This window comes from Allobosea sp. NPDC055594 (assembly GCF_053618995.1).
Map to the genome: position 1 here is coordinate 57,142 of NZ_JBSHIO010000011.1, position 22,568 is coordinate 79,709.

Consider the following 22,568-nt stretch of genomic DNA (forward strand, 5'->3'; position numbering starts at 1 on the left):
GATATTCGAAAACGCGCATTCCACTTGACGCCGGGCACAGATGTGCTCCTTAGGCCAGCCATGGCCCAATTGAGCAAACGCCACAGCGAGATTCTCGATATCCTCTCCCGGCGCGGCTATGCCGCGATCGAGGAGCTGGCGGCGACGTTCAACGTCACGCCGCAGACCCTGCGGCGCGATCTGCAGGATCTTTCCGATCGCGGCTTCCTGCGCCGGCACCATGGCGGAGCGAGTGCCAATCTCAGCACCGTCAACGCCGATTACGACCTGCGCCATGTCGAGACCGCCTCCGAGAAAGCGGCGATCGCGCGCGCCGCAGCTCAACTGGTGACCCCAGGCAGCTCGCTGTTCCTGACACCGGGCACGACGGTCGACGCACTCGCCAAGGCGATCGCCGAGCGCCGCCCCCGCGGCCTGCGCGTCGTCACCAACTCGACCGCGGCTGCCTCGATCCTCGACAAATGCCCGGAGATCTCGATCCTGATCACCGGCGGACACTGGCTCGGCCAGAACCGGGCGATGGGCGGAATGCACGCCGCCGCCTTCATCGAGAATTATCGCTGCGACCTGCACATGACCAGCATCGGCGGCATCGATACCGAGGGGAATCTGCTCGAATACCGCGACGACGAGGCGGTCGTCGGGCGGGCCATGCTGCGCAATGCGCGGCGCGCCGTGCTGCTCGCCGACCACAGCAAGTTCAGCCGCGCCGCTATGTCCAGGCTGGGGCATCTCAGAGAGTTCAATACGCTCGTCACCGACCGCCGACCGGCGGGCGGGACGATGCAGATGATCCGCGAAGCCGGCTGCGAATTGATCGTCGCCTCCGAAACATGAAGACCTGCGGCTGCAAGCGCAGCCGGTCAGGCGAGGAAAGGTCCAAAACCCCGGTGTACAAGCTCGCGATCATCGATTTCGACGGCACGATCTGCAGCACGCATGATGCGGTCCGCCATGTCATCGACCTGACCTTCGCGTCCTTCGACCGCCCGGCGCCCGACGCGACCAAGGTCGAAAGCGCGATCGGCAGCGGCGCTGTCGCCAGCGATCTCTTCGGCGGCCTGCTCGGGCTGGAGCCGGACGATCCCGAGCGCGCCGCCTGGGCAGGCCGCTATCGCGAAATCTACAATGGCGGCGAGGGCCTCGCCCTCACCGAACTATTCCCCGGCGTGCGGGAGGGGCTGGAGAGCCTTGCAGCCGCCGGCTGCCGCAGCATCGTGCTCTCCAACAAGGGCGAGACCTCGCTCGCGCCGGCCCTGCGCCATTTCGGCATAGACGAGCATTTCGAGATGGTGATCGGCGATGCGCCCGGTTTCGTCAGAAAACCGCGCCCCGACAGCTATCACACGCTTATCGCGCCGCGCTTTCCAGATATCCGTCCCGAGCAGACCTTCATGCTCGGGGATACCGAGACCGATATCCGCTTCGCCCGCAATATCGGCGTGCCCGCCTTCTGGGCCCGCTACGGCTTCGGCAATGCCGAAACCTGCGAGGCGCTGAAGCCGGAGCGGACGCTCGACGCGTTCAACGAAGCGGCGGATTTCGCGACGGCCGCGAGCTGAAGCCTTTTCAGCGCCGCCCGGCCGCAAGCACCGCGTCGATTTCGGCCGCCGTCGGCAGGGCGGCGCCGCGGCGCGAGACGGTGATCGCCGCCGCCCCGGCAGCATAGCCCAGCAGTTCCTCGATCTCCGACAGCTCGAGCGCCGCGATCGCCTCGCGACGCAGCCTTCCGCTGCGCGAAAGCTGTGCCAGCAGCGCCGCGTGGAAACTGTCGCCGGCGCCGACCGTGTCGCGCACCGCAGCGGGCCGCGGCGTGACAGCGATGCTGCCGGCGCAAGAGAAGCCGAGCGCCCCTTCGGCGCCGCAGGTGATCACCACCAGCGCCGCACCGCAAGCGAGCCAGTATTGCGCGGCATCGGCGAGCGAGAAACGGCCTTTCCAGGCGAGCCGGACATCTTCATCGCTGGCCTTGACGATGGTGGCGCTGCGATAAAAGCGTTCGCCCATGGCGCGCCAGCGTGCCATGTCGGGCTCGACACCAGGGCGCAGATTGGGATCGACGCTGATGACGCGCCGCCCCGCCTCGCGTTCTGCGAGGGTGGCAAAAGCCGAAGCTCCGGGCTCGGCGACCATCGAATAGGAACCGAAGGTCAGAGCCTCGACCTCGGCAGACAGGGATTGCGGCAGCTCGGCCGGCATGAGCGAACGGTCGGCTGCGCCCTCGCCATGAAAGGCGTAGCTTGGCTGGCCATCGGCGCCGGTGGCAACGACCGAGATCGTCGACAGCCGCTCGCTGCGAACGAGGAAGCCTGTGTCGACGCCCTCCTTAGCGAGGCGCCCGGCCAGCATCTGCCCGAAATGATCCCGCGACAGGCCGCCGAGGAAGCCGGCCGCCACGCCGAGCCGCGCGAGGCCGATCGCGACATTGAAAGGCGAACCGCCAGCGACGGCGCGGGCCGGCATCTCGCCTTCTTGCGGTGCATCGACGAAGAGATCGACCAGCGCCTCACCACAGACCAGAATCATCGTAGCCCTCGCTTCGTCACGCTACCGCTCGATCCTCGTCGACAGAATGATCGAGGACATGGTGCGCTCGACGCCGTCGAGCGCACCGATCCGGTCGATCAGCGCGTCGAGCTCGCCGATGGACGGGGCGACGACGACGGCGATCATGTCGAAATGACCGCTGACGGAGTGCAGCGTGCGCACTTCGGGGATCCGGCGCAGCTCGGCCTCGACCCTGGCGGCGAGCTTGGTCACCGCCGTGATCAGGATATGCGCCTTGACCTGCCCCTTCTCGTAATCCTCCGACAGCCGCGCCGTGTAGCCGCCGATGACGCCCCGGCGCTCCAGCCGCTCGATCCGGCTCTGCACCGTCGTGCGGGAGAGGCCGAGCTTGCGGCCGAGCTCGGCCACGGGCGCGCGGGCGTTCTCGGTCAGCAGGATCAGAAGCTGTCGGTCGGTCTGGTCGATCGGCATAATGTCTAAAGCTTACGGCGTATCGCCGAAAAAACCTATATGAATCGTCGCGAAGCCTACTTCTATCTGACGAAGGCACCGGCCAAGCTTGGTACCGAAATTCGTCAGGAGAAGTCTCATGAAGAACGTCGTCGTCATCGGCGCCGGCAAGATCGGCGCGACCATCGCCGACCTGCTGGTCGCCACCGGAGATTACCGGGTCACCGTGGCGGACCGTTCCGAGGAACAGCTCGCGGCGATCCCGGCCGGCGCCGCGCTCGCGACCCGCAAGCTCGACATCACCGATCCCGCCGCCCTGCGGCAGGCGCTCGCCGGCCAGTTCGCCGTGCTCAGCGCCGCCCCCTACGATCTGACGACGCGGATCGCCGAAGCGGCGGCCGAGCTCGGCGTGCACTATCTCGACCTGACCGAGGACGTCGCCTCGACGCGCCGCGTCAAGGAGCTCGCGGTCGATGCCAAGGCGGCGCTGATCCCGCAATGCGGACTGGCACCGGGCTTCATCTCGATCGTCGCCGCCGATCTCGCCCGCGATTTCGAACAGCTCGACAGTCTGCGCCTTCGTGTCGGCGCCCTGCCGCAATACCCGTCCAACGCGCTGAACTACAATCTGACCTGGAGCACGGACGGGGTCATCAACGAGTATTGCGAGCCCTGCGAGGCAATCGTCAACGGCGAGCGCATCCTGGTGCCGGCAATGGAGGAACGCGAGGAGTTCTCGCTCGACGGCGTCACCTATGAGGCCTTCAACACCTCCGGCGGGCTCGGCACGCTCTGCGACACGCTGGCCGGCAAGGTCCGCACGCTGAACTATCGTACCATCCGCTATCCCGGCCATTGCGCGATCATGAAGGCGCTGCTGCAGGACCTGCGCCTCGCCGACCGCCGCGACGTGCTGAAGGACATTTTCGAGAACGCCCTGCCGAGCACGCTGCAGGACGTGGTCGTGATCTTCGTCACCGTCAGCGGCAGGATGAACGGCCGGCTGACCCAGCAGACCTATGCCAACAAGGTCTATAGCGGCGTGGTCGGCGGCAAGATGCGCTCCGCCATCCAGATCACCACCGCTTCGGGCATCTGCGCCGTGCTCGACCTGCTCGCCCAGGGCAAGCTGCCGCAGAAGGGCTTCGTCAGGCAGGAGGATATCGGCCTCGACGCCTTCCTCGCCAACCGCTTCGGCCGCGCCTATGCCCGGCCCGAGGATGCCGGCCAGCAACTCGACGCGGCCTGCGCCGCCTGAAGCGCGCGCAGCAGGATCGGCGCAGACCCACCAGCGGGGCAACGCTGGGGAAACATCACGGGTTCGGGCTGGCAACGGCCCGGACCCACGCTACAAAAAAGAAAATCGGTCCAGGGGGGACGAAGCCGGAATGGCCAAGCGCGTTCTGATCGCGGAGTTCATGCACGAGACGAACACGTTCAGTGTTCAGCTCACGGATGAGGCGGTGTTCCGCCATCACGGCGTCTTCCGCGACAATGAGGTGCCGACCGCCTTCCAGGGCACGCGGACTGCGATGGGCGCGGCCTTCGAGGCCGCCGAGAAGTTCGGCTGGAGCCTCGTCCACCCGCTCGTCACCGGAGCCAATCCCTCAGGCCGTGTCACCGACGCGGCCTTCGATGTCTTTGCCGGGATGATCCTTTCCGCCTGCGAGCGGCTCGACGGCGTGCTGCTGCACCTGCACGGCGCGATGGCGACCGAAAGCTCCGACGATGGCGAGGGCGAGCTGCTGAAGCGCATCCGCGCCAGGGTCGGCGAGGATGTGCCGATCGTCTCGGTGCTCGATCTGCACGCGACACTGACGCAAGCCATGGCCGACAACGCCAATGCGCTGATTTCCTACCGGACCTATCCGCATATCGACCAGTATGAGCGGAGCTGGCAGGGCGCCGAACTGCTGGAACGGGCGATGCAGGGCGAGATCCGGCCGCGCGTCGCAGTGGCGCGCCGGCCGATCCTCTACGCGCTCGATGGCGGGCGCACGACCTCGCCGCCGTTCATGGAGCTGCTACGCCGCGGCGACGCGCTGGAGGCCGCCGGGGAGGCGCTCGTGGTCAGTGTCCAGGCCGGCTTCTCCTCGGCCGATGTCCACGATATCGGCCCCTCCATCGCCGTCACCCATGACGATCGCGGCAAGGCGCAGGCCATCGCCGAGGAGCTGATGGATTATGCCTGGGAGCAGCGCCGCTTCTCCTCGATCCACTTCACCCCGCTCAAGGAGGCCATGGCCAGCGCCAAGGCAGGCGAAGGTACGCTCGGGCCGGAAGCCGGTGGCAAGCCGCTGGTGATCTCCGACTATTCGGACAATCCGGGCTCGGGCGCCTATGGCGACGCGACAAATCTGCTACGGGCCGTGCTCGACGCTGGGCTCAAGAATGTCGGCTTCCACGCGATCCGCGATCCGGAAGCCGCGCTTGCGGCGGAGGCGGCCGGCGTCGGCAACCGGGTGAAGCTCAAGCTCGGCGGCAAGGTCGATCCGACGACGGGCGGCGGTCCGCTCGACCTCGACGCCCATGTCGTGGCGCTGACCGACGGGCATTTCATCTGCTACGGGCCGATGGGTGGCGGCGTCTGGCGCAATTACGGGCTCTCGGCCCTGCTGCGCGTCGACGATGTCGAGATCATCGTCATCACCCATAACGGCCAGGCGACCGATACGGCGCAGTTCACCTCGCTCGGCGTCGAGCCGACGCGGAAGTCGACCCTGATCGTCAAGTCGATGCAGCATTTCCGCGCCGCCTTCGAGCCGATCGCGCGCGAGGTGATCGAGGTCGACACAGGCGCGCTCTCGACCAAGAATTTCAAGGAGCGGCCTTATCGCAAGGTGCGCCGGCCGATCTTCCCGCTGGACGACATCTGAGCAGGCTGCAAGGTTTCGTGCCGACCGGCCGCAAAGCGCCGGCGGCGACAGGACGGAGGAACGCATGAAGGCAATCGGGAGCAGGCTGGCGGCGGGAGCTGACGCATGAGCGTCAAGGCCGATATCGTGCTGCGCGGCGGGCCGATCTGGTGCGGCCGGGAGGAAGGCGTGGTCGAGGCGCTGGCGATCTGGGGCGACAAGGTGCTCGCCGCCGGCAGCGAAGCCGAGATCGCCGGCCTCACCGGAGCGCAGACCAGGATCATCGACCTCGCCGGCCGGCTGGCGACGCCGGGGCTGAACGATTCCCATCTGCACCTGATCTCGCTCGGCATGACCATGGACTGGGTCGATGCCCGCCCGGCCAATGCGCCGACGCTGGCAGCCCTGCTCGGCGAGATCGCGACACGCGCCGCGAGGCTGAAGCCCGGCGAATGGGTGCTGGCGCGCGGCTACGACCAGACCAAGCTCGACACCGGCCGCCATCCCTATCGCGAGGAGCTCGACCGAGCCTCGCCGGACAATCCGGTGATGCTGGTGCGAACCTGCGGCCATATCTCGATCTGCAACTCGCTGGCGCTCAAGCTCGCCGGCATCGACGAGACCTCGCCGACGCCGCCCGGCGGGCTGATCGAGCAGGCGAACGGCAAGCTCACCGGCCTGCTCGCCGAGAATGCCCGCGCTCCGGTCAGCGCCGTGATCCCGCCGCCGACCGAGGAGGCCCTCGTCTCCGGCATCGAGCGCGGCGGCAACTACCTGCTCTCGCTCGGCATCACCTCCTGCATGGACGCCGCCGTCGGCCAGAAGGGCGGCTTCGGCGAGATTGCCGCCTATCATCGCGCCAAGTGCGATGGGCGCCTGCCGGTCAGGACCTGGCTCGCCTTGCTCGGCGACGAGGGCCGCTCGATCGTGCCGCAATGCCATGAAGCCGGTCTGATCTCCGGCACCGGCGACGAGATGCTGATGGTCGGCGCGGTCAAGATCTTCCTTGACGGCTCGGCCGGTGGGCGTACCGCCTGGATGAGCGAGCCCTATCTCGGTGAGGACCGGACCACGGGCGTGCAGATGCTCTCGAACGAGGATCTCGAGCGCCAGGTGATGGACGCCCATGCCAAGGGCTACCAGCTCGCCTGCCATGCGATCGGCGATGCGGCGATCGAGCAATTGATCACCGCCTATGAGAAGGCTCTGGCGGCCCATCCCGATCCCGACCGGCGCCACCGTATCGAGCATTGCGGATTCTCGACACCGCAGCAGCATGAGCGGATGCTCAAGGCCGGGATCTATCCCTGCCCGCAGCAGGTCTTCATCCATGATTTCGGCGACGCCTATGTCAAGGTGCTCGGCGAGGAACGGGCGCTGCCGAGCTATCCGTTCCGGACCTGGTTCGACCTCGGCCTGAAGCCGGCGACTGGCAGCGACGCACCGGTCTGCGACCCGAACCCGTTCCCGAATTTCCACACCATGCTGACCCGGCAGACCTGGCGCGGCACGGTGATGGATGAGCGCCAGCGCGTCTCGATCGAGGAAGCCCTGCAGGCCTACACCGAATACGGCGCCTTCTCGCAGAAGCAGGAGGGCGTAAAGGGCAAGCTCGCTCCGGGCTTCCTCGCCGATGTCGCGGTGTTCTCACGCGATCTCCTGACGGCTTCACCCGAGGAGATCCTGGAGGATACGCGCTGCGACCTCACCATCCGCGGCGGCAAGGTCGTCTACGACCGGGCAAGCGCCAACTGACGGCACTCCGCAAAGAGAAGGGGGAGACAGCGGCCGAAAGCCAGCTATGGTTCGTACACAAATGGTTCGTGCAAGAAGCGGGCACCAAGCCGGACAAACCGGCAAGCCCGACGCGATTTCAACCGGAATTTGGGAGGATTTTACGTGTTGAACAAATGGTTTCTGACGACCGCGCTGACGCTGGCGGCCTTCACCGTGCAGGCCCAGGAACAGCCGCGCCGGGGTGGCACGATCCGCTTCACCGCGCCCTATGCGACCTCGTTCACCAGCAATGACAGCCATGTCTCGCCGCAGATCCAGGACGAGATCTACACCTATGCGCTGCACCGTTCGCTCTATCGCTGGAACGCGGCCGAGAACAAGCCGGAGCTGGAACTCGCGACCGCCGTCAGCAAGTCGGCGGACGGGCTGACCTGGACCTTCAAGCTGCGTGACGACGCGCTCTTCCACAATGGCCGCAAGATGACGGCCGACGACATCATCTGGACCTATACGCGGCTGATGGACGGCTCCAAGAGCTTCCCCGGCGCGCGTTATATCCGCCGCATCAAGGGGGCGATCGAGGTCGAGAAGGGCCAGGCCAAGGAGATCTCGGGCCTGAAGAAGATCGACGACCAGACGTTCGAGATGACCCTGGCCGAGAAGGCCGATCCCGGCTTCTTCCTCTATTATGGCCAGACCTCGATCTATCCGGCCAAGGAGGCGCAGGAGCCCGATTTCTTCAACAAGCCGATCGGCCTCGGCCCGTTCAAATTCGTTGAGCATGTGCCGGGCTCGCGCATGGTGCTGGAGCGCTGGGAGAAGTACTTCAAAGCCGGCAAGCCCTATGCCGACAAGGTGGTGATCTCGCCGATGGGTGAGGCCGCGTCGCGCGACATCGCCTTCCGCAACAAGGAGATCGACGTCTCGATCCTCGGGCCGACGCAATATGTCGCCTACCTGGCCGATCCGAACCTGTCGAAGGGCATCTTCGAGGTCGCCGAGGTCTTCACCCGCAATATGGGCATGAATCCGACCTTCAAGCCCTTCTCCGACAAGCGCGTGCGCCAGGCGATCAACCACGCGATCGATTCCGATCTGATCATCAAGCGCCTCGTCCGCGACAAGGCCTATCGCGCCACCGGCTGGCTGCCGCTCTCCTCACCGGCCTATGACAAGAACATGAAGCCCTATGCCTTCGACCAGGAGAAGGCCAAGAAGCTTCTGACCGAGGCCGGCTATCCCGATGGCTTCGAGTTCGAATGGACGGCGACCCCGAACGAGAGCTGGGGCGTGCCGATCGTCGAAGCGGTCATCCCGATGCTCGCCAAGGTCGGCATCAAAGTGAAGATCAAGCCGATCGAGGGCTCGGCGCTCGGCGCAACCGCCCAGAAGGGTGACTTCCAGGCCTATATCTGGTCGAACCTGACCGGGCCGGACCCGCTGACAATCCTGAAGTGCTTCCACTCGGCGACGCCGCAGAGCGCCTGCAACTACACGACCTACAAGAATCCGGAAGTCGACAAGCTGATCGACGAGGCCGGCAATACCGACGATCCGGCCAAGCGGATCGAGCTGCTGAAGAAGGCCAATGCGATCATCTATGAGGACGCGCCGGTCTGGTTCTTCAACTACAACAAGGCGGTGATGGCCTATCAGCCCTGGCTGAAGGGCCTGCAGCCGAACGCGACCGAGCTCGCCTTGCAGCAATATGACGAGCTCTGGGTCGACGCCTCCTCGCCCGCGGCGAAATAGGCCGAACCTGCACGCGCCAAGTCCGGCGGCTTGCATGCCGCCGGAGCCCCGCCAGAGAGCGCCTCGTCGCTCAGATCGCTCGATCTGAGCGGATCCGGCTCCAGGAACCCGGCATGCTGCAATTCGTCTTCCGGCGCCTGCTGCAGGCGATTCCGATCCTGCTCGCCGTCGCGGGCCTGATCTTCCTGCTGTTCAGCGTCATTCCCGGCAATTTCGCCTCGACCCAGATCTCCGATGGCCGCGCCGTCATGGACGCCGAAGCGGTCGAGCGGATGAACCGGCAGTTCGGCCTCGACCAGCCGCTGGCGACGCGCTTCGCGACCTATGTCGGCAAGCTCGCGACGCTCGATCTCGGCACCTCCTTCCGCACCCGCCAGCCGGTCTGGCATCTGATCGGCGAGCGGCTCTGGCCGACCATGCAGCTCGCCTTCGCCTCGATGATGTTCGCGATCCTGATCGGCGTGCCGCTCGGCTTCCTCGCCGCGCTGCGGCCGGGCGGCGTCGTCGACACAGTCTCGATGGTGACGGCGGTCTCCGGCCTCTCCTTGCCGAAATTCTGGCTCGGCCTGATGCTGATGTACCTGTTCGCACTGCAGCTCGGCTGGCTGCCGAGCTTCGGCTATGGCGACGGTGCCTTGCGCAATCTGATCCTGCCCTCGATCGCTCTCGGGGTCGCGCCGCTGGCGCTGCTCGCCCGCACCACCCGCGCCGCCGTGCTCGAGATCATGAACGCCGATTTCGTCCGCACCGCCCGCGCCAAGGGCATGAGCGAGCGCCGCGTCGTGCAATGGCATCTCGCCCGCAACGCGCTTGTCATCGTGCTGACCACGGTCGGCCTGCAGTTCGGCTCGGTGATCGGCCAGGCGGTTGTGATCGAGAAGCTCTTCGCCTGGCCGGGGCTGGGCTCGCTCCTGGTCGACAGCGTCTCGCTGCGCGACATCCCGGTGGTCCAGGGCTGCATCCTGGTGATCGTGCTGTTCTTCCTGGTCGTGAACATGCTGGTCGACGTGCTCGCCGCGATCATCGACCCCCGCATCCGCTATAGCTGAGGCCTGCGATGAAGCTCAGAGCCAATCTCGTGATCGGGGGAGCGCTGTTCGCGACCGTGGTCGTCGCCGGCGCCCTCGCTCCTTTCCTCGCCCATACCGACCCGGTGATGGACGCCAATCTGATGAATGCCGAGGTCGCGCCCGGCAGCGAGTTCTGGTTCGGAACCGATGCGCAGGGGCGCGACATCTACAGCCGCGTGCTCTATGGCGCGCGCATCTCGCTGACCGTCGGCATCGTCTCGCAACTGATCAACACGGTGATCGGCGTCTGCCTTGGCCTCTCCGCCGCCTATTGGGGCGGCTGGTGGGATGATTTCGTCAACGGCCTGACCAATCTGATGCTCGCCATCCCCTCGCTGATCTTCGCGCTGGCGATCATGGCGATCCTGACGCCGGGGCTGACCAGCCTTCTGATCGCGCTCGGCCTGACCAACTGGTCCTATACCTGCCGGCTGTCGCGGGCCTCGGCGCTCTCGCTCAAGAGCCAGGGCTATGTCCAGGCCGCCAAGGTGCTGGGCTATGGCGACATCCGGATCATGCTGACCCAGATCCTGCCGAACATCCTCGGGCCGATCATCGTCATCGGCACGCTCGGAATGGGTGGCGCCGTGCTGGCCGAGGCCTCGCTCTCCTTCCTCGGCCTCGGCATCCGCCCGCCCTTCCCGAGCTGGGGCTCGATGCTCTCGGACGCCCGCGACCAGATCACCACGGCGCCCTGGATCTCGATCTTCCCGGGGCTCGCCATCTTCATGACCGTGCTCGGCCTCAACCTGCTCGGCGATGGCCTGCGCGACATCCTCGATCCCCAGTCGCGGGCGCGCACGGCATGAGCGGCGAGGCACTCCTCCAGGTCGAGAACCTCCGGCTCGATCTCGTCGTCGGCAGCCGCCGCTTCGGTGCGGTCAAGGATGTCAGCTTCAGCATCGGCCGCGGCGAGACCTTCGGCCTGGTCGGCGAATCCGGCTGCGGCAAGAGCATTACGGCGCTCGCCCTGATCGGCCTGCTGCGCCGACCGCTGGCATTCGGCGGCGGACGCATCCTGTTCAAGGGCCGCGAGATCCAGAACCTGCCGGGCAGCGAGATGCGCAAGCTGCGCGGCAATGCGATCTCGATGATCTTCCAGGAACCGATGACGGCACTCAATCCGCTCTCGCCGGTCGGCCGCCAGATCGCCGAGATGTTCGTACTGCACAAAGGCGCGACCTGGCACGAGGCCGAGCGCAAGGCTGTCGAGGCCCTCGCCGATGTCCGCGTGCCCGCCCCCGACCGGCGGGTGAAGGACTACCCGCACCAGCTCTCCGGCGGCATGCGCCAGCGCGTGATGATCGCGATCGCCCTCGCCTGCCGGCCTGACCTCCTGCTCGCCGACGAGCCGACGACGGCGCTCGACGTCACCGTGCAGGCCGAGATCCTGGAACTGATCCGCGACCTCTCGGCAGCGCAGGGCACGGCCGTGTTGATGATCAGCCATGATCTCGGCCTGATCGCCAATATGTGCGCCCGAGTCGGCGTGATGTATGCCGGGCGCCTGGTCGAGGAGCGGGCGGCGCAGGAGGTCTTCCGCGCCCCGAGCCATCCCTATACCGGCGGGCTCGTCGCCTCGCTGCCTTTGCTCGGTGCCAGGGCGAGCCATGGCCGCAGCCGGCTGAAGGAGATTTCCGGCGTCGTGCCGGCGGTCACCGCCTTCCCCGAGGGCTGCCGCTTCAATCCGCGCTGCCAGGCGCGGACCGAGATCTGCATCGCAGAGGACCCCGAAGAGACCGCGCTGCCGCGCGGCGGCAGGGTGAGGTGCCACCACCATGCCTGAGACCGACCAGATGATCCTCAGGGTCGAGGACCTCGCCGTGCATTTCCCGCTCGGCGGCGGGCTGCTCGGCGGCAAGCGGCGGACCGTCCATGCGGTCGACGGTGTCGATCTCCACCTCAGGAAGGGCGAATGCCTCGGGCTGGTCGGCGAATCCGGCTGCGGGAAGTCGACGCTCGCGCTCTCGATCCTCGGCCTGCAGGAGCCGACGCGCGGCCGCGTCCTGCTCGACGGGGTCGACATCGCCGCGCCCGGTGTCGACCGCAAGGCGCGCGCTCGCATCGTGCAGATGGTCTTCCAAGACCCCTACTCCTCGCTCAATCCGCGCCAGACCGTGCGCCGGACGCTGGAAGACCCGCTGCGGCTGCACGGGATCACGGACAAGTCCGAGGTCGACGGCCGGATCGAGGAGATGCTGCGCCATGTCGGCCTGCGGCCCGAGCAGGCGGCGCGCTATCCGCATGAATTCTCCGGCGGCCAGCGCCAGCGCATCGGCATCGCCCGGGCGCTGATCCTGAAGCCGAAGATCGTGGTGCTCGACGAGCCGGTCTCGGCGCTCGACGTCTCGATCCGGGCGCAGATCATCAATCTGCTGCTCGAATTGAAGGAGACGATGGAGCTCTCCTACATCATGATCAGCCATGATCTCGGCGTGGTCGAGCATATGAGCGACCGGGTCGCGGTGATGTATCTCGGCCGTATCGTCGAGACCGGCGATTGGCATTCGATCTTCACCGCCCCGCGCCATCCCTATACGCGCGCTTTGATCGCGGCGATCCCTGACCCGTTCGGCGAGCGGCCGGGCGTCAAGATCTCCGGCGAACTGCCGAACCCGCTGGAGCCGCCATCGGGCTGCCGCTTCCACCCGCGCTGCCCGGAGGTCCGCGACATCTGCCGCAAGCCGCCGACGCCGGCGCTCGGCGAGGTCGCGCCCGAGCACGAGGTACGCTGCCTGCGCGCCGCGGAGTTGGCGTGATGGGCCAACCGCTTAGAACGAGAGACCGACCTTGACTGCCATCGACCTCGACGACGGGCCGCTCGAAAGCGTGCGCTTCACCGGGCTGAAACCCGGCCCGAAGCTGATCGTGCTCGGAGCCGTTCACGGCAACGAGCCCTGCGGCCCCACCGCGATCCTGCGCGCCGTCGACGATTGCCGCGCCGGGCGGCTCAAGATCCTGCGCGGCGAGGTCACCTTCGTGCCGGTCGCCAATCCCAAGGCCTTTCGGCAGAAGACACGCGAGGGCGACCGCAACCTCAACCGCGACCTGCGCGAGAAGCCCCTCGCCAACGATTACGAGGACCGGATCGGCAACCCGCTCTGCGCGCTGCTGCGCCAGCACGATGCGCTGCTCGACATCCACTCCTTCCGCGGCGAGGGCGAGCCCTTTGTCTTCTTCGGGCCGCAGAACAATCGCGGCGAGCTCGAACCCTTCGCGCGCGCCGAGGAGGAGGCGGCGCTCGCCGGCTGCCTCGGCGTCGCCATCGGCATCCATGGCTGGCTCGACAACTATGCCAGGCTGCTCGCGATCCGCGCCCGCCTCGACGTGCCCCGCCTCGCGGTGACCGAGGGCTATGGCACCACCGAGTTCATGCGCTTCTGTGGCGGCTATGCGGTGACGCTCGAATGCGGCTCGCATGACGATCCCGAGGCTGGTGAGATCGGCTATGCCGCGATCCGCAACACGCTGGCGCAGTTGCAGTTGATCGACGCCGCCATGCCGGCCCTCGCCCTCAAGGACGTGATCGAAATGGTCGACGTCCTGCTCTGCGAGACGCAAGGGGACGCGGCCGAAGGGCCGTGGCGGACCGGCGATGCCGTGCCGGCCGGCGCGATCATCGCCCGCCGCGCCGACGGCACGCCTGTCACCGCGCCACGCGACGGCTTCGTGATCTTCCCGAACAAGGCGCCGAAGCTCGGCGAGGCGATCTGCCATTTCGGCATTCCCGGCAGCCGCGCCCCGGCCGCCTGACGCCGGCTCCTACCCACAGAACAGGCCGCTGTTCAGCGGGGCGGGAGCTCGGCGAAATCGTCGCCGTCCCAGCTCAGGCGCTTATGACAGGGCTGGTAGCCGGCGCGGTCGCAGAAGCTGCCGTGCAGGTTCAGCACGAGGACGGGCTTGCCGCCGGCGCGCGCGATGGACCAGGAGCGGACATTGTCGCCATAGACCTGGCGATAGCCATCGGCGCCCGACATGAAGATGTCGAGCGTGCAGCCGCCTGAGCCGCAGAAGCGGTTGACCTTGCTGCCCTCGACGCAGACGACCGCACCGTAATCGAGCAGATAGTCGGGCCGGCCATCGCCGTTCAGATCGGCCTCGCTCTGGAAATGCGGCTTGAAGCGGGCCTTTCCGCCGCATTGCTCCAGAAGCGCTTCGCGGACCGCGGCCACCTCGGCCGGGACCGTGGCAGTCTGGGCCATGGCCCCGCCACCCGCCAGCAGCATCGCGGCGAGCGACAGGACGACGAATCGCACGGGCATGGAAGACTCAAACTGGGAGAGGAAGACCGGCTCATCTTGCCGCTCGCCGGACCGAAGACAAGGAGCGGCGAGCGGTTGTCCGCAGGACGAATGTCGCAGGTGGCTGATCCGCGAGAGCGCCGTTTCATGGCCGCTTCGGGATCTCCAGACCGCGCTGGACGGCCGGCCGCGCCAGGCCTCGCTCGAGCCAGGCCGGAACACGCTCGAGCTTGTCGTATTCGACGAGCTCGCCGGCGCCGTAGAAGCCGACGAGATTGCGGACCCAGCCGAGGGTCGCGACATCGGCGATGCTGTATTCGCTGCCCATCAGCCAATCGCGGCCGGCGAGTCTGGTCTCGAGCACGCCGAGCAGGCGCTTGCTCTCGTTCGCGTAGCGGTCGCGCGGGCGCTTATCCTCATATTCGCGCCCGGCGAACTTATGGAAGAAGCCGAGCTGGCCGAAAATCGGGCCGATCGCCGCCATCTGGAAGAACACCCATTGCAGGGTTTCATAGCGCTGCGCTGGATCCTTGGGCAGCAGCTTGCCGGTCTTCTCGGCGAGATAGACCAGGATCGCGCCGGATTCGAACAGAGCCAGCGGCTTGCCGCCGGGACCGTCGGGATCGAGGATCGCCGGGATCTTGCCATTGGGGTTGAGGGAAAGGAATTCCGGCGTCCAGGTCTCGTTCTTGCCGATGTCGATGGTGTGTGGCTCGTAGGGCAGGCCGATTTCCTCGAGCATGATCGAGACCTTGACGCCGTTCGGCGTCGGCAGGGAGTAGAGCTGCAGGCGGTCGGGATGCTGCGCCGGCCAGCGCTGCACGATCGGGAAGGCGGAGAGATCGGACATCGGGGAATTCCTCGGAAGGCAGATGGCGGGCATGGCGGCCGCGCGGGCAGGATACCGCGGAGACGAGCCGCGGCCCCGCCGTCAGCTTGGTTCGGCCGCGAGAGCAGCGCAACCGCCATCACCGTGCAGAAATGCCAGCGCCTGCCGGCATGAACGAGAACGCCGCGCCTCGGCGACGCTCCAGGGCGTAGTAAACGCCGAGAGCGACGCGTTAACCGGCGCTTAACGCCAGCGCCAAACTTAATCCGGCCGTGACTTCCCGGCCGCAGCCGGTCAATAAACCGTTCATCCAACGCCTCGCATTTGAATGGTCATGCGTCGCGTTCATCTCGCCCTTCTCACGCTTGGCGTCATCGGTGTCGGACTTGCCGGCTGCGGCAAGTTCCAGAAGCCCCAGCGTGCCGCCTGGCGTGACCAGGCCGAAGCCCAGTGCCTAGCCTCGCGCCAGGTCCAGTTCTCCTCCTATGTCAGCCTGCGCGAGAAGGCGATCGACGGCCCCGGCACCTGCGGCATGGAAAAGCCGATCAAGGTCGCGGCCTTCAGCAATGGCGGCATCGGCCTGACCAGCAATGCGACGCTGGCCTGCCCGATCGTCGCCACCACCGACAAATGGCTGGCGGAGGTGGTGCAGCCGGCGGCGATGAACGTGCTCGGCGCGCAGGTGATCGAGCTGCGGGCCGGCTCCTATTCCTGCCGGGCGATGAACAACGGCACCGGCACAAGGCGCACCTCCGAACACGCCTTCGGCAACGCCGTCGACGTGTTCTCCTTCCGGCTGAACGACGGCCGCAACATCACCGTCAAGGATGGCTGGCGCGGCGCGCCCGAGGAGCAGGCCTTCCTGCGCGAGGTCTTCGTCGGCGCCTGCCAGATGTATTCGACCGTGCTCGGCCCCGGCGCCGACGCCTTCCACTACGACCATTTCCACATCGACCTGGCGCGCCACTCCAAGGGCCGGCAGATCTGCAAGCCGGTCATCAAGTACACGCCGAATTACGACCTGCCGCCGCCCGACCCGGCGCGGCCGGACCGCATGGCACTGCAACAGCAGCAGCCTTCCTCGCGCCATGCGCTGCCCCCGCCAATGGTGGCGAGCAGCTCGGGTGGGCTGCTGCGCCAGCCGAGCACGGGCCTGCGTCCGCCCGGATCCGTCAATGGCGGCTATTCCGTCGCCCATGGCCAGGGCCAGGGCGGGCTCGAGGCGCAACGGCGCTATATCGAGGAGCGGCCGCAGCAACCGCGCTCACCCTACCAGCCGCCGCCGACTCCGAGTCAGATGGGCGGACCGCTGATGCTGCCGGGTTCGATGCCGCCGACCGAGGAGGTGATCCTCGGCGACGAAGAGGGCAACGGCGTGCTCGACGAGATGCAGCAGGGCGAAGGCGAGACGGGGATCACCCCGCGAAACGACCCGTTCGCCTACCGGCCGGGACAGCAGACCGGCTCGATCCGGCGCTAAAGGGCAGGCCTGGGCTCAGCCGTAGCGCCAGGCCCTTCTGGCGCTATGGAGCATCCGTTCACGGGCAGCAGAACCCGACGCTCTTCCACGAAGTTCAGCGCGAGACCAGCACCTGCCGGCACTCCTGCGGCAGCGCATCGAGCGACATGGGCGGCTTGGGCTTCGGCTTCGGGCCGGGCTTCGGCTTGGGCGGGTTGAATATCGCCTTGTGCTGACGCTCGATCCAGCCGGCGAGCTCCTCGCCGCAACCATCACCGAAATTCGGCGGCTCCTGGCCGGCGCAACCCTCGACGCCCGGCGGGCAACTCATCCTGATGTGGAAGTGGTAATTGTGCCCCCAGATCGGCCTGACCTTGTTGAGCCAGCTCCGGTCCGAGCCGGCCTCGCGGCAGAGCGCGACCTTCAGCGCCGGATTGACGAAAATGCGCTCGACCCGCGGCTCGCTGGCGGCCGCCTTGATCAGCCTCGTATGCGCCGGCGTCCAGTTCTTCGGATCGACGTCGCGCCAGTCGGCCCGGGCCATGTTGACTGCCGGCATGTTCTCGCGGTCGTCGGCATCGAGACGCTTCCTCGGCATCGGCGTCAGCCAGATATCGGCATCGAGGCCGATCTGATGCGAGGCATGGCCGGTCAGCATCGGCCCGCCGCGGGCCTGCGAGATGTCGCCGACCAGCAGCCCGGCCCAGCCGGTGAGCTTCGGCACCTCGCGCGCGAAGCTTTCAAGATAGTCGATCAGCTCCGGGTGGCCCCAATTGCGGTTGCGGGCCCGGCGCATCACCTGCCAGCTCTCGCCATCAGGGGCCAGCGCCTTCCCTCCCGCGAGGCAGCCACGCGCATAGGAACCGATGGCGCGAGCCTTCATCGCCGCAGCCGGGGTGGTCTTCTGGCCAAAATGGGCGCGGGCGGCATCGGGGAAAGCGGCGATGTTAGCGGCGCGGCGCCTGGCCTCGTCCTCAGCGGTGGACTGAGCACGCGCCGCTCCCGCCAGCAAGGCGAGCGGCAGCAGAATCAGCAGGGCGATACGAGAGGAGCGTGACATCGGCGCAGACTCGCAAGCTCCGCGAGGAAAGGTCAAGCGCGCCGCTTGCAGCCAGGCGCTGCCGAGGCGTCAAGGTCCCGGTGCCCCGCCCTCGCACCGGAGACGGAACCTCCTCCGCGCGCCTGACGTTCTTCGACTGCGCTCCCGTCGAATGGCGACGGTGCCGCGCTGATCCGAAGGAGGCGCATCATGTCCACCGTCCTGATCATCGTTTTGCTGATCGTCCTGCTCGGCGGCGGGTATTACGGCCATCGCAGCTATGGCGGCGCCGGCCTCGGCGGCGTCCTCGGCCTGGTGCTGGCGATCGTCCTCGTGCTCTGGCTGCTCGGCGCGCTCGGCGGTGCACCGGTGCGCGTCTAGATCACCGCGCGCCCGTTCGGACGCGGTCACGGGAATCTATCTCAGTGTTATCGCGTCGGAGTTTTCCGAAAAGCGGAGTCCATTTTTCGGTCCGATGCTATAGGCGTCGGCGCCCGACGCTCACGGAAGGCGTAGCCCGCCTTCCGCCGCTAGCCCGGCAAGCCGGACAGGCGTTCAGTTGGCGAGCTGCCAGACCAGGATGGCTGCGGCCAGATCTTCGAGCGCCGTCCCCACCGACTTGAACAGGGTGACGTCGTCGCGCTCGGCAGCGGTCTCGTATTCGTCGCTGCAGAGCCCGGTCAGCGTGCCGGCGACCTGCTCGGCCCGATAGGCGCCGGCCTTGATCGCGACGGCGACATCGCCGCCTTCATGCAGGGCCGCCTCGGTATCGATGAAGACATGGGCGCGCTGCAGCGCCTCGTCATCGGCCTCGCGCATCGCCATGTTGAAGGCGCCGACCAGATCGAGATGAGCGGTGCGCTTCAGCCAACGCCCCTGAATGATCGGCTCGCGCGACAGCGTGGCGCAGGAGATCAGATCGGCCTGGCGCGCCTCGGCCTCGAGATCCTCGGCGACGCGCGCCGCGATGCCATCCGCAGCCAGCTCGGCGACGATCTCGGCCGCGGCTTCCGGCCGGCGGGCCCAGATCGCGACGTCCTCGAAACTGCGGACGCTGCGATGCGCCTTGACCAGGAAGGGCGACAGCGCACCGGCCCCGACCATCAGCATGCGCTTGCTGTCCGGTCGCTCCAGCATGCGCGAGGCGAGCGCCGAGGCGGCGGCGGTGCGCCACAAGGTCAGGCGCGTGCCGTCGAGCGCCGCCAGCGGCTTGCCGGTGGCGCCGTCCATCAGGAGATAGGTGCCCATCACGCTGGGCAGGCCCTTGCTGGCATTGCCGGGATAGACCGTCGCGACCTTGGTGCCGAGATAGGCCGGGGAGATCTCGGGCCCGGTCCAGGCCGGCATCAGCAGGAGCGTACCGGTCGCGTCCGGGCGCGCGACTTCATGATGATGCCGGACGGGGGTGACGATATCGCCGCGAAAGGCGGCGCCCAGGGCATCGACGAGCGCAGGAAAGGTGAGCAGGCCGTCGATCTCGGCGGCGGAAAAGAATCGCATAGGAAGAATCAGACTCGGCTGGTCAGCGCAGGCAGCGCGGAATCGGGAACGGCGGCGCGCAATGATTGCGCCTCGCCGCGCAACTTCTCGGCCTCGCGCCGGTTGACGCGGGCCGCCTTGCGGTGCTTGCCCTGCGTCAGCCAGGAGGCGCAGCCGCCGATCAGCACGCCGAGGGCTATGGCCGCCAGGATCACGGCAAAGAGCGGCACGTCGAAGGCCAGAACCGGCAGGTCCCGGCTGATCGGATCGAAGGAGACGCGAACCGGCGCGCGGTTCGCGACCGAGAACAGGACGATCAGCAGCGCCACCGGGACGAGCACGAGCGCCTTGAAGAAAGCCTTCATTCGGTAACCTCCGCTCGTGCCGCTCAGGCCTTGCCGTTCAGCCGCAGGCGCAGCTCCTTGCCGGTCTTGAAGACCGGAACGAGCTTCTGGTCGACCTCGACGGAATCGCCGGTGCGCGGGTTGCGGCCGACCCTGGCCTCGCGCTGCTTGGTCGAGAAGGCGCCGAAGCCGCGCAACTCGACCCGGTCACCGCGCGCCAGCGCTTTGACGATCTCGTCGAGGATCGAGCCGACGATATTCTCAATGTCGCGCTGATACAAATGGGTGTTGCGCTCGGCAATGCGCTGGACGAGTTCAGATTTTATCATGGCGCCAATATAACCGCTTGTAAGATCGTCATTTTTCGCCGGCAGGCTGCCAGAGCGCCAAGGGCGCGTCAAGCCGCAGGCCGGTGGGCTGCTCCGCGGCCCGGGCGATCAGCACGGCCAGGCTCTCCAGCCCCGCCGCGCGCGCCAGAGCCTCGCCCGCGCTCCAGATTCCGAAGGAGGAGCTCTCGCTGCGGCGGCGCCAATCGCGCACCGGCAAGGACTTGCCGACGCCCTTCTCGCGCTCGAGCCAGGCGATGGCCTCGCTTTCACCGCCGATCTCGTCGATCAGCTTGAGCCCGACCGCCTGGCGGCCAGAATGGACCCGGCCATCGGAGACCGCGGCGAGCTCGGGATCGTTCAGATGGCGGCGGTCGCGCACCAGCCGCTTGAACCAGTCGTAATTGTCCTCGACCACGCGGCGGAGTGCGGCGATCGCCTCCGGCGAAGCCGGTTCAAAGGCATTGGGCGCTGCCTTGAGCGGGCTCGATTTCACCTCCTCGACCTTGACGCCGATCGTGTCCATCAGCTTGGCGAGGTTGGGGAACTGGAAGAGCACGCCGATCGAGCCGACGAGCGAGGTCTGGCGGGCGACGATGCGGTCGCTGCCGAGCGCGACGATGTAGCCGCCGGACGCGGCGAGCCCGTCGACCACGGCGACCACCGGCTTCTTGGCGGCGAGCTTGCGCACCGCCTCATGCACCGCTTCCGAGCCGGTCGTGGTGCCACCGGGGCTGTCGATCCGCAGCATCACCGCGCTGGCGCGGCTGTCCTCCAGCGATTTGAGCAGGTCGAGGGTGCGCCTGTCGCCGGAGATGAAGCCGGAAATGGTGACGCGGGCGATATGGGCCTGAGCGGTGCTGCCGGGCAGGCGCCCGCTCCAGGCGAGCGCGGCGCCGACGAGCATGACGACGCCCCCCGCCAGCGCCAGCAGGCGCCAGAGCGACAGCTTGCGTCTCAGGCTGCGGCGGTCGGCGAGCAGATCGGCGTCAGTCGACATGTCGGCGGCTCCGGTAGGCAAGGCCAGTGGTGTAGCCGCGCCATGGCAGGCGGGCAAGGCGGCAAATGCCGCATGGCCGGCAAGGATCGGTTCAGGCGGCGATCTCGGCCCGGTGCCGGTCGAGCGCATACAGGGCGAGCCCGCTCGCCACCGAGCGGAAGGCATCGCCGATATGGATGCGCTGCGCCCCGAAGCGCCGGTCGAACAGCGCCCTGACCGCGGGGACATGCGAGGTGCCACCGGTCATGAACACCGCCTCGATGCTTCCGGCCTCGATGCCGGCCTTGGCCAGCGCCTCGTCGAGTGCCTGCTCGATCGCCGCGACATCCTCGGCGATCCAGCCCTCGAAGGCGGCACGCGTCACGCTGCGATCGATCTCGACACCCATCTGGCTGAAGCTCAGCCGCGTTTCGTCCTGGCTCGACAGGGCGATCTTGGTGGCGGAGACGGCGCGGTAGAGCTCGTAGCCGAGATCGTATTCGATCACCGTCATCAGATCCTCAAGCCGGCCCGGCTCGACCGCGTCGCGGATCAGGGCCTTGAGCTCGGCCATGGTCTCGCGGCTCTTCATCAGCGAGAGCCGGTGCCATTGCGCGAAGGCGGCGTGATAGTGCGCCGGAATCGGCAGGCGCTTGCCGAAAGACAGATAATCCGTGCCCTTGCCGAGGCGTGGCGACACCGCATGCTCGATGATGCGATAGTCGAAGGTGTCGCCGGCGACGCCGACACCGGAATGCGAGAGCGGGATGGCCTCGAGGCGCCCCGTTCCGCCGGGCTCGAAGCGCATCACCGAGAAATCGCTGGTGCCGCCGCCGAAATCGGCGACCAGCATGGTCTGCGCCTGCTTCAGCTCGCGCGCATACCAATAGGCGGCGCCGAGGGGCTCGAAGGCGAAGTCGACGCGCGGCATGCCGGCCTTGGCATAGGCGGCCGAAAGCCGGCCGAGCGCCAGCTCCTCGTCCGGGCGCTCGCCGGCGAAGACCACAGGGCGGCCGGAGATCAGCGGGCGCTCGGCGAGTCCGTCGAGCCCGGCCGAGAGATCGCTCAGGAAGACCGCGATCAGGTCCTCGAGCTTGAAGAGCTTGCCGAAGAGCCGGGTCTCCTGGAAGGCGCGGCTGGAGAGATGGGTCTTCAGCGACTGCAGGAAGCGGTGCTCAGTCGTCATGCCAAGCGCCATGTCGAGCGCGTCGGGACCGCTGACATGGGCGACATGGGTGTTGGGCGGCCGCCCCTCGCGCCAGAACATCAGCGCCGAGCGATAGGCGTCGACCGCGCCCTGCTTCGTCGCGAAGCTGCGGGTCGAGACGCTGCCATCGGCGCGCGCGAGGGCGACCACGCTGTTGGTGGTGCCGAAGTCGATGCCGATCGCCGCGTGGTCCATGGTCGCTTCCTTATCAAGCTGACTGCCAGCCCTGTCTCGAACCCTCGGCGTCATCACGGACCAGCCGCGTTTGCGGAGCGCCGGGATGGCGGCGGAGA

23 protein-coding genes are annotated in these 22,568 nt (G+C 67.3%); 13 read left to right on the forward strand and 10 right to left on the reverse strand.

The annotated features are described in order from the left end of the window. Nucleotides 1–60: 60 nt before the first annotated feature. A complete protein-coding gene (locus ACWGRX_RS20335) occupies nucleotides 61–837 on the forward strand; it encodes a DeoR/GlpR family DNA-binding transcription regulator (protein WP_452119008.1) in 777 nt (258 codons plus the stop codon). Nucleotides 838–890: 53 nt separating this feature from the next. Continuing rightward, entirely contained in the window at nucleotides 891–1,562 is a 672-nt protein-coding gene (locus tag ACWGRX_RS20340; protein ID WP_452119009.1) for an HAD family hydrolase, read from the forward strand. 7 nt (nucleotides 1,563–1,569) lie between these two features. On the opposite strand, the gene ACWGRX_RS20345 is transcribed toward ACWGRX_RS20340, so the two are convergent. Both ACWGRX_RS20345 and ACWGRX_RS20350 read right to left on the reverse strand, forming a co-directional pair. After that, nucleotides 1,570–2,526 carry a carbohydrate kinase family protein gene (locus ACWGRX_RS20345; protein ID WP_452119010.1) on the reverse strand — a complete coding sequence of 319 codons (957 nt, stop codon included), beginning with the start codon at nucleotides 2,524–2,526 and terminating at the stop codon, nucleotides 1,570–1,572. Nucleotides 2,527–2,547: 21 nt separating this feature from the next. Continuing rightward, nucleotides 2,548–2,979: an Lrp/AsnC family transcriptional regulator gene (locus ACWGRX_RS20350; RefSeq protein ID WP_291633550.1), complete on the reverse strand. Its 432-nt coding sequence runs from the start codon at nucleotides 2,977–2,979 to the stop codon at nucleotides 2,548–2,550. A 118-nt stretch (nucleotides 2,980–3,097) separates the two neighbouring features. Between ACWGRX_RS20350 and ACWGRX_RS20355 the strand changes: the two genes are divergently transcribed. The 9 genes from ACWGRX_RS20355 (at nucleotide 3,098) to ACWGRX_RS20395 (ending at nucleotide 14,125) form a co-directional block, all read left to right on the forward strand. Further along, the gene (locus ACWGRX_RS20355) at nucleotides 3,098–4,216 is read left to right on the forward strand and encodes a saccharopine dehydrogenase family protein (protein WP_452119011.1); all 1,119 of its coding nucleotides are present in this window, start codon (nucleotides 3,098–3,100) and stop codon (nucleotides 4,214–4,216) included. A 130-nt stretch (nucleotides 4,217–4,346) separates the two neighbouring features. Next, entirely contained in the window at nucleotides 4,347–5,834 is a 1,488-nt protein-coding gene (locus tag ACWGRX_RS20360) for a M81 family metallopeptidase (protein ID WP_452119012.1), read from the forward strand. Between the two features lie 105 nt (nucleotides 5,835–5,939). Beyond that, on the forward strand, nucleotides 5,940–7,568 hold the full coding sequence (locus tag ACWGRX_RS20365; RefSeq protein ID WP_452119013.1) for an amidohydrolase: 1,629 nt from the start codon (nucleotides 5,940–5,942) through the stop codon (nucleotides 7,566–7,568). A gap of 147 nt (nucleotides 7,569–7,715) precedes the next feature. Then, a complete protein-coding gene (locus tag ACWGRX_RS20370) occupies nucleotides 7,716–9,302 on the forward strand; it encodes an ABC transporter substrate-binding protein (protein WP_452119014.1) in 1,587 nt (528 codons plus the stop codon). 113 nt (nucleotides 9,303–9,415) lie between these two features. Beyond that, nucleotides 9,416–10,351: an ABC transporter permease gene (locus ACWGRX_RS20375; protein WP_452119015.1), complete on the forward strand. Its 936-nt coding sequence runs from the start codon at nucleotides 9,416–9,418 to the stop codon at nucleotides 10,349–10,351. An 8-nt stretch (nucleotides 10,352–10,359) separates the two neighbouring features. Next, on the forward strand, nucleotides 10,360–11,181 hold the full coding sequence (locus tag ACWGRX_RS20380) for an ABC transporter permease (RefSeq protein WP_291633538.1): 822 nt from the start codon (nucleotides 10,360–10,362) through the stop codon (nucleotides 11,179–11,181). Continuing rightward, nucleotides 11,178–12,158 carry an ABC transporter ATP-binding protein gene (locus tag ACWGRX_RS20385; protein ID WP_452119016.1) on the forward strand — a complete coding sequence of 327 codons (981 nt, stop codon included), beginning with the start codon at nucleotides 11,178–11,180 and terminating at the stop codon, nucleotides 12,156–12,158. The genes ACWGRX_RS20380 and ACWGRX_RS20385 overlap by 4 nt, the downstream gene beginning before the upstream one ends. Continuing rightward, entirely contained in the window at nucleotides 12,151–13,131 is a 981-nt protein-coding gene (locus tag ACWGRX_RS20390) for an ABC transporter ATP-binding protein (RefSeq protein ID WP_452119017.1), read from the forward strand. The genes ACWGRX_RS20385 and ACWGRX_RS20390 overlap by 8 nt, the downstream gene beginning before the upstream one ends. A gap of 31 nt (nucleotides 13,132–13,162) precedes the next feature. Further along, the gene (locus ACWGRX_RS20395; RefSeq protein WP_452119018.1) at nucleotides 13,163–14,125 is read left to right on the forward strand and encodes a M14 family metallopeptidase; all 963 of its coding nucleotides are present in this window, start codon (nucleotides 13,163–13,165) and stop codon (nucleotides 14,123–14,125) included. Nucleotides 14,126–14,157: 32 nt separating this feature from the next. Here the strand turns inward: ACWGRX_RS20395 and ACWGRX_RS20400 are convergent, their stop codons facing one another. After that, nucleotides 14,158–14,634 carry a hypothetical protein gene (locus tag ACWGRX_RS20400; protein ID WP_452119019.1) on the reverse strand — a complete coding sequence of 159 codons (477 nt, stop codon included), beginning with the start codon at nucleotides 14,632–14,634 and terminating at the stop codon, nucleotides 14,158–14,160. Between the two features lie 124 nt (nucleotides 14,635–14,758). Further along, the gene (locus tag ACWGRX_RS20405; RefSeq protein ID WP_452119020.1) at nucleotides 14,759–15,463 is read right to left on the reverse strand and encodes a glutathione S-transferase N-terminal domain-containing protein; all 705 of its coding nucleotides are present in this window, start codon (nucleotides 15,461–15,463) and stop codon (nucleotides 14,759–14,761) included. 313 nt (nucleotides 15,464–15,776) lie between these two features. On the opposite strand from ACWGRX_RS20405, the gene ACWGRX_RS20410 reads away from it, so the two are divergent. After that, a complete protein-coding gene (locus ACWGRX_RS20410; RefSeq protein ID WP_452119021.1) occupies nucleotides 15,777–16,922 on the forward strand; it encodes an extensin-like domain-containing protein in 1,146 nt (381 codons plus the stop codon). Between the two features lie 94 nt (nucleotides 16,923–17,016). Here the strand turns inward: ACWGRX_RS20410 and mepA are convergent, their stop codons facing one another. Further along, complete coding sequence (gene mepA / locus ACWGRX_RS20415; RefSeq protein WP_452119022.1) at nucleotides 17,017–17,961, reverse strand: penicillin-insensitive murein endopeptidase; 945 nt, start codon at nucleotides 17,959–17,961, stop codon at nucleotides 17,017–17,019. A 189-nt stretch (nucleotides 17,962–18,150) separates the two neighbouring features. On the opposite strand from mepA, the gene ACWGRX_RS20420 reads away from it, so the two are divergent. Next, nucleotides 18,151–18,321 carry a DUF3309 family protein gene (locus ACWGRX_RS20420; protein ID WP_291646294.1) on the forward strand — a complete coding sequence of 57 codons (171 nt, stop codon included), beginning with the start codon at nucleotides 18,151–18,153 and terminating at the stop codon, nucleotides 18,319–18,321. Between the two features lie 174 nt (nucleotides 18,322–18,495). On the opposite strand, the gene lhpI is transcribed toward ACWGRX_RS20420, so the two are convergent. The 5 genes from lhpI to ACWGRX_RS20445 form a co-directional block, all read right to left on the reverse strand. Continuing rightward, nucleotides 18,496–19,440, reverse strand: a complete 945-nt coding sequence (lhpI, locus tag ACWGRX_RS20425; RefSeq protein WP_452119023.1) for a bifunctional Delta(1)-pyrroline-2-carboxylate/Delta(1)-piperideine-2-carboxylate reductase — start codon at nucleotides 19,438–19,440, stop codon at nucleotides 18,496–18,498. A gap of 8 nt (nucleotides 19,441–19,448) precedes the next feature. Beyond that, the gene (locus tag ACWGRX_RS20430) at nucleotides 19,449–19,784 is read right to left on the reverse strand and encodes a LapA family protein (RefSeq protein ID WP_291633518.1); all 336 of its coding nucleotides are present in this window, start codon (nucleotides 19,782–19,784) and stop codon (nucleotides 19,449–19,451) included. 23 nt (nucleotides 19,785–19,807) lie between these two features. Beyond that, nucleotides 19,808–20,092, reverse strand: coding sequence for an integration host factor subunit beta (gene ihfB, locus ACWGRX_RS20435; protein ID WP_291633516.1), 285 nt, complete (start codon nucleotides 20,090–20,092; stop codon nucleotides 19,808–19,810). A 28-nt stretch (nucleotides 20,093–20,120) separates the two neighbouring features. Further along, nucleotides 20,121–21,089, reverse strand: coding sequence for a signal peptide peptidase SppA (gene sppA / locus ACWGRX_RS20440; RefSeq protein WP_452119024.1), 969 nt, complete (start codon nucleotides 21,087–21,089; stop codon nucleotides 20,121–20,123). A 91-nt stretch (nucleotides 21,090–21,180) separates the two neighbouring features. Next, complete coding sequence (locus tag ACWGRX_RS20445) at nucleotides 21,181–22,470, reverse strand: Hsp70 family protein (protein WP_452119025.1); 1,290 nt, start codon at nucleotides 22,468–22,470, stop codon at nucleotides 21,181–21,183. Nucleotides 22,471–22,568 lie beyond the last annotated feature (98 nt).